The organism is Gemmatimonadales bacterium (assembly GCA_035502185.1).
GTDB lineage: Bacteria > Gemmatimonadota > Gemmatimonadetes > Gemmatimonadales > JACORV01 > Fen-1245.
Genome location: DATJUT010000080.1, coordinates 1 through 5,993, shown reverse-complemented (window position 1 = coordinate 5,993; position 5,993 = coordinate 1). Strand labels below are relative to the sequence as shown.

The 5,993-nt window shown below is 71.6% G+C and carries 8 protein-coding genes; 3 read left to right on the top strand and 5 right to left on the bottom strand.

The window, feature by feature from the left end:
* The 3 genes from VMF70_10855 to VMF70_10845 form a co-directional block, all read right to left on the bottom strand.
* Positions 1-442, bottom strand: a 442-nt coding sequence (locus VMF70_10855) for a hypothetical protein (GenBank protein ID HTT68519.1), incomplete at its 3' end; no start/stop codon positions are given.
* Between the two features lie 17 nt (positions 443-459).
* Positions 460-1,164 (bottom strand): rhomboid family intramembrane serine protease, encoded by a 705-nt coding sequence (locus tag VMF70_10850; protein ID HTT68518.1) that lies wholly within the window; start codon positions 1,162-1,164, stop codon positions 460-462.
* Between the two features lie 51 nt (positions 1,165-1,215).
* Positions 1,216-2,154, bottom strand: coding sequence for an ion channel (locus VMF70_10845; GenBank protein ID HTT68517.1), 939 nt, complete (start codon positions 2,152-2,154; stop codon positions 1,216-1,218).
* A gap of 108 nt (positions 2,155-2,262) precedes the next feature.
* On the opposite strand from VMF70_10845, the gene VMF70_10840 reads away from it, so the two are divergent.
* On the top strand, positions 2,263-2,670 hold the full coding sequence (locus VMF70_10840; GenBank protein HTT68516.1) for a hypothetical protein: 408 nt from the start codon (positions 2,263-2,265) through the stop codon (positions 2,668-2,670).
* Between the two features lie 18 nt (positions 2,671-2,688).
* Here the strand turns inward: VMF70_10840 and VMF70_10835 are convergent, their stop codons facing one another.
* Positions 2,689-3,840, bottom strand: coding sequence for a hypothetical protein (locus tag VMF70_10835; protein HTT68515.1), 1,152 nt, complete (start codon positions 3,838-3,840; stop codon positions 2,689-2,691).
* Between the two features lie 32 nt (positions 3,841-3,872).
* Positions 3,873-4,880, bottom strand: coding sequence for a YpdA family putative bacillithiol disulfide reductase (locus VMF70_10830; protein HTT68514.1), 1,008 nt, complete (start codon positions 4,878-4,880; stop codon positions 3,873-3,875).
* Between the two features lie 59 nt (positions 4,881-4,939).
* Between VMF70_10830 and VMF70_10825 the strand changes: the two genes are divergently transcribed.
* Both VMF70_10825 and VMF70_10820 read left to right on the top strand, forming a co-directional pair.
* Positions 4,940-5,779, top strand: a complete 840-nt coding sequence (locus VMF70_10825) for a sulfite exporter TauE/SafE family protein (GenBank protein ID HTT68513.1) — start codon at positions 4,940-4,942, stop codon at positions 5,777-5,779.
* Positions 5,780-5,801: 22 nt separating this feature from the next.
* A partial coding sequence (locus tag VMF70_10820) for a DUF1634 domain-containing protein (GenBank protein ID HTT68512.1) occupies positions 5,802-5,993 on the top strand: 192 nt, incomplete at its 3' end.

The following is a 5,993-nucleotide window of genomic DNA, read 5'->3' as shown; positions in this document are numbered from 1 at the left end:
CGTTGAAGCTCGGCAGCTGGTCGGCCTGGCCGGACGTCGGGTCGCCCGCCACCGCGGGCTCCTTGAGCAGCGCGGTGTAGTGCTCGGGCCCGAGCAGCTCGAGGGAGCGCGTCACGGGGCGCGGCATCAAGGCCTCGAACTGCTCGATGCGGGCGTCGAGCCCGAACGCGCGGAACCGGGCGAGGATCGTCTCCGCCACGCGATGGCTTCGCTCGGTGCCCGCCTCGTGCGGGAAGGCGCTCAACGCGACGAGCTGCGCCCGCAGCGTGTCGGCACTCGGCACGGCGCGGAGCGCGTCCTCCCGCGCCCGCTCGGCGGCGAGCAGCGCGGTGGGGAAGCCGCGCACGGGCGGCTCCGCCGGCGCGGCCTGCGCCGGAAGCCGCACGGCGAGGGCCAGGGACGCCAGCGCGAGGGCCGGCAGGGTGCAGCGGGTGCCGATCATGACACGTCCTCCCATGCCTACTGGACGCTGAAGCGGTCGAGGAACGCGCGCTCGTCGGGCGTCAGGCTCGCACTGCCGGCGAGCGCCACCTTGGCCATCACCCGCTCGTACTCCTCGCGATTGACGGGGTGCAGCGCGTCGGGCCGGATGCGTTTCCAGCGCTCGACGTCCGCGCCCGAGGTGCGCGGCGGCGCCGCCGCCCTGGAACGGAACCGTGCGGCGGGCGAGCGCAGGTCCAGCCACCGCAGGTACAGCCAGCCGCCGGCGAACCCGCCCAGGTGCGCGAAGTTCGCGATCCCGGACTGCCCGGCGAGTCCCTGGTACAATGCCATCATCGTCATCAGCAGCACCAGCCAGCGAGCCTCGATGCGCAGCACGAAGAAGAGGTAGATCGGATCGCGCGGCCAGAAGGTCGCGTAGCCGAGCATCACGCCGAAGATGGCTCCCGACGCGCCGATGATCGCCGCGGTCGGCGTCACCAGCGAGGCGAGCGCGCCCGCGATCCCGCTGACGAAGTACAGCGCGAGGAAACGGCGGCCGCCGAGCCGCGCCTCGAGCCGCGGCCCGAAGAAGTACAGCGCCACCATGTTCCAGAAGAGGTGCGAGAAGCCGGCGTGCAGGAACATGTAGCTGACGACCGTCCACGGCCGCACCACGATGAACGCCGGCACCAGCACGAGGGCCTGCACGAGGCCCGGGGCGACCTGCTCGATGAGCAGCATCGCCACGTTGGCGAGGATGAGGAGCGATACCCAGGGGGTCGTGGCGCCGGCCTAGTTCGCGGGCTCGATGGCGTGGAGGCGGCCCACGTCCATGGTCATCACCTCGTCGCCGCGGGGATGGTCCAGGATGTCGCTGAACTTCGCGCCCCAGACGATCTCGTCCCACTTGTAGGAGGAGCGCGCGTGCACCGTCTGCGCGAACGTCTCCTCGACGCCCGCCAGCAGGACCAGGAACTCGCCCTCGCACCGGCGCAGGTCGTCGCGCGTGAGCCCCTTCAACGGGCTCGCGTCGGTGATCGGGTGCACGATGGTCCACGACAGCGGGAAGAAGACGACCGAGCTGCGCTCCAGCTCCAGCGGGTAGTACCGGCGCAGGCGGCGCCCGTTCACGTCCTCGAACCGCGCGAACATCACCGTGGCCCGGAGCTCGATGATCTGGCTGGTGCGCGCGTTCGCGATCCGGAACTCGAAGGCCGTGATGCCGCGATAGGGCGCGATCACCGCGGTGCGGCTGAACAGCACCTTGGCCGTGGGCCGCGAGAAGCGCGCGAACAGGAGCCCGGTGGCCAGCGCCAGCCACAGGAGGCCCACCAGCGCCTCGACCGTGACCACGAGGTTCGCCGTGAGCCCCACCGGGCCGACGTTGCCGTAGCCGATCGTCGAGAAGGTCTCGACGCTGAAGAAGAACGCCCGCGCGAAGCCCGTGCCCTCGCCGCCCGAAAGGCCCCCGGGGCCGCACGCCAGGAAGCCCAGCGCGAACACGCCGTTCAGCACCACGTACGAGCCCGCGACCATCCCCATGAACCGCGTCCACGACGTGGTCAGCAGCAGGTGGTAGGGGCTGAGGGACGAGCCGAGCCGCAGGCCGCGGCGCGCCACGTTGAAGGAGCCGTCCCGGTTCAGGAGCCGCTGCCGGCTCTCCTGGGAGACGATCGTCCCGAACCCGAGATCCCTGGTGTCCTCGTCCCCGACCACGCCCGGTCGCGTCACTCGGCGCTTCCTCCTTCCGCCCTAGGCTACGAACTTCATACTACAAAGTACTTGTCAATCCAGAGTCCACCGTGCATCTTCACCGCGACCGGAGCCGCGAGGCACGACATGTCGGCACTCACCCGCATCCTCTTCCCCCTGCCGGACTACCGGCGTACCCCGGCGTCGCTGCTGCGCTGGTGGGAGTCGCGGCGGCTCACGTACAACGTCGCGGTGGGCGGCGCCGGGCTCGTGACCCTGGGGTTCCTGGGCCTGTTCACCGTATTGCCGCCCGGCGTGCCCGGGCCCGTGTTCGTGTGGCGCGGCGTCGTAGTTTACGCGGTGATGGCGAATCTCGGCTATTGCCTGGGGTGGCTGGCCGAGCTGGGGATGCGGGCCGTGTGGAAGGAGCAGGCCCCCGACGCGGGGCCGGCGCTGTTCCGCCAGGGGATGAGCTTCGCGGTCGGCCTCACGCTGTTGCCCATCCCTCTGATGGGCCTGACGTGGCTCGTGCGCCTGGTGTCCCGGCTGTTCTGAGCCCTCGCGGCGCGGCCGTCAGCGGCCGTGCAGGTTGAACAGGGGCAGCACCTCGAAGGGCGGCCGGTTGTTGCGGGCGATGTTCAGCAGGCCGATCTCGAGGCCGTGCAGCTCGCGCGCGTAGTTGAGCAGGCCGATGCTGAGACCGCGCTGGACGCCGCGCACCTGGTTGAAGGCGCTCACCGACAGGCCGCTCATCCCCGAGGTCTTGAGGTTGATCCCGGCGAAGGTGATGCCGGCCGCGCGCCGCGTGCGGACCTGATAGGCCGCCGCGGTGAGGCCGTTGGTGCCTCGCTCGGCCACCACCGCGAGGCCGCCCACTGTGATGCCGCGGGTCCGGCCCTGCGCGACGACCACCAGCCCGCCCACGTTGAGACCGCTCACGTCGCCCTGGGCGACCGTGGCGAGCCCGCTCGCCGTGATGCCCGTGACCTCGCCCTGCGCCACGAGGGCGAGGCCCGCGAGGTGCGCTCCCCGCACGTCGCCCTGGGCGACGGACGCCATGCCGCTGAGGCTGGCGCCGTCGAGGTTGCCCTGCGAGACGGTGCCGAGCCCGGAGGCGAACAGGCCCGCCATGCTGCCCTGCGAGACCACGCCGAGCCCCGCCAGGCCGAGGCCGGTCATCGAGCCCTGCGACACCACGCCGAGGCCGGCCACGCTCACGCCGCTCATTCCGCCCTGCGACACCGTTCCGAGACCCGAGAGGTCGATCCCGCGCATCGAGCCCTGGGCGACGACGCCGAGTCCCGCCAGGGTCAGTCCGTCGAGCCCACCCTGCGAGACGACGCCGAGCCCGCCGATCGTGATCCAGCGGGCGCGCCGCCGGGCGACGACGCCGGCCACCCCGATCGAGATGCCGTTCAGCTCGCCGGCCGCGGGGCCCGCGATGCCGAGTGAGAGGCCGTTGACCGTGCCGGTCACGGGCTGGCCCGGCTTCCACAGCGTGATGTTGATGCCGGTGATGCGATCGAGTCCCGCGTCCTGCCAGTTGAACCGGATCCCGGTGAACCGGGCCGCATTGCCGAAGGAAATGCCGTAGCCGCGGACCGGGACGTCGAGGCTCCAGTGGCCGGGCGTATCGGCGGTGTCGGACGAGTCCTGCGCGGCGAGCAGGGAAGGGATGCTGCCGAGAGCGGCTGCGACGAGCAGCACGCGGAACGACGGGCGCACGACGACCTCCCGGTGCGGGGCTCCGGCTGGCCCTACGCGCTCCCGGTCCTGGGGTTTCGCGCGGGCGCCGCGCCGAAGATCCGCTCGCCGTCGAACCGGCCGTTCTCGATGAAGATCTCGGACGTGGCGCGGCCGGCCGTGATGCTGCCCGCGAGGTGCACGCCGGGCACGTTGGTCTCCAGCGTCTCCGGGTCGCACTGCGGGCGCCCGGTGGATTCGTCCACCGCGATGCCGACGCGCCGGAACAGGTCGAAGTCGGGGTGATAGCCGGTCAAGGCGTACACGCGGTCCGACGGCAGGCGCTCCTCGCGGCCGTGGGCAACGCGGATCGCGACCGCCCGGTCGTCGATGGCGAGCACCTCGGCGCCGAGCCGCGCCGCGATCTCGCCCGCCTTGATGCGATTTTCGATGTCGGGCTTGAGCCAGTACTTGACCGTGGGCTTGAACTCCGGGCGCCGGTAGACCAGGGTGACCCGCGCCCCGGCCCGGTAGAGCTCCAGGGCGGCCTCGATGGCGGAGTTCTTCCCTCCGATCACGACGACGTCGAGCCCGAAGGACCGGTGCGCCTCGTCGAAGCGATGGCTGACGTGGGGCAGCTGCTCGCCGGGCACGCCCAGCAGGTTGGCGTGGTCGTAGTAGCCCGTGGCGAGCACGAGCCGCCGGCACGGCTGCCGGTACGACTCGTGCCGGTCGCGCAGCGCGCACACGAGCAGGTCCCCTTCCCGGACCGCGCTCTCCAGCGTGGTGTACGTCCGGACGCGCAGGCCCTCGGAGCGGACCACGCCGCGGTAGTACTTGAGCGTCTCCTCGCGCGTCGGTTTCTGCCCCGCGCACGCCAGCGGGTGGCCGCCGATCTCCAGCAGGTCGGGCGTGGTGAAGAACGTCATGCCCACCGGATAGTGGACGACCGAGTTGACCACGGAGCCGGCGTCCACCACGAGCGGATCGGCGCCGTGCTGCTTGGCGGAAATGGCGCAGGCGAGCCCGATGGGCCCGGCTCCGGCGATGACGACGTCCTCTACGTCGCGGCCAGCCGACATGCGTACCCCTTGTGTGCGAATGATGCGGACAGGTTAGAGTACACCGCGCGAGTCGAAGTTTGAACACCCTCGTCTTCGGCGGTACCATCGCGGCGGCGGCGTTCTGCGCCGGCTTCCTGGGTTCCCTCACGGGCCTGGGCGGCGGGTTCATCATCACCCCGGTGCTGACGCTGGTCTTCGGCGCCGACATCCGCTACGCCATCGGCGCCTCGCTGATCTCGATCATCGCCACCAGCTCCGGCGCTGCGGCGGCCTACGTGAAGGAGGGGTTCACCAATCTCCGCGTCGGCATGCTGCTGGAGATCGCCACGGTGGTAGGCGCGCTCGTGGGCGCCTCGCTGACCACCGTGCTCCCCACCCGCGCGCTGATCATCCTGTTCGGGCTGGTGCTGCTGGTCTCGGCGTACCTCACCACGCGTCCCCACGCCGAGCACCTGACGGCCGCCCTGCCGCCGGACCCCCTGGCCTCGCGGCTGCGGCTGGATTCGGAGTACCCCACGGCGGGCGGGCCGGTGCGCTATCGCGTGCGCCACGTGCCGGGCGGGTTCGCGCTGATGTGGGTGGCGGGCGTGCTGTCGGGGCTGCTGGGCATCGGCTCGGGCGCCGTCAAGGTGCTGGCGATGGACCAGGTGATGTACCTGCCGTTCAAGGTGTCCACGGCCACCAGCAACTTCATGATCGGCGTCACCGCCGCGGCGAGCGCCGGCATCTACCTGCGCCACGGCTACGTGGACCCGGGCCTCGCGATGCCGGTCATGCTCGGCGTCCTCGCCGGGTCGCTCGTCGGAGCGCGGCTGCTCTTCGGGGCGCGGACCGACCGCCTCAGGCTGCTGTTCGCCGTCGCCCTCGTGGCCGTCGCGGTCGAGATGATCTACAAGGGCGTGGCGGGGGGCCGGTAGCGTGCGCGCTCCGTGGCGGAACGTGAAGGACGCAGACGTCCAGCGCGCCGTGGGCAATCTGCTGCGCGGCGGGGTGCTGCTCGCGGCGGCCGTCGTGCTGGCCGGCGGCGTGGTCTTCCTGTGGCGCCACGGCACGGCGCTGCCGGATTACCGCACCTTCCGCGGCGAGCCGCTCGACCTTCGGGAGCTCGGCGGCATCGTGCGGGACGCGTTC

Excerpts from the sequence above, each read along its gene's own strand:
- VMF70_10830 (HTT68514.1), bottom strand. The coding sequence starts at position 4,880 with ATGTCGGCTGGCCGCGACGTAGAGGACGTCGTCATCGCCGGAGCCGGG.
- VMF70_10850 (HTT68518.1), bottom strand. The coding sequence starts at position 1,164 with ATGCTGCTCATCGAGCAGGTCGCCCCGGGCCTCGTGCAGGCCCTCGTG.
- VMF70_10840 (HTT68516.1), top strand. The coding sequence starts at position 2,263 with ATGTCGGCACTCACCCGCATCCTCTTCCCCCTGCCGGACTACCGGCGT.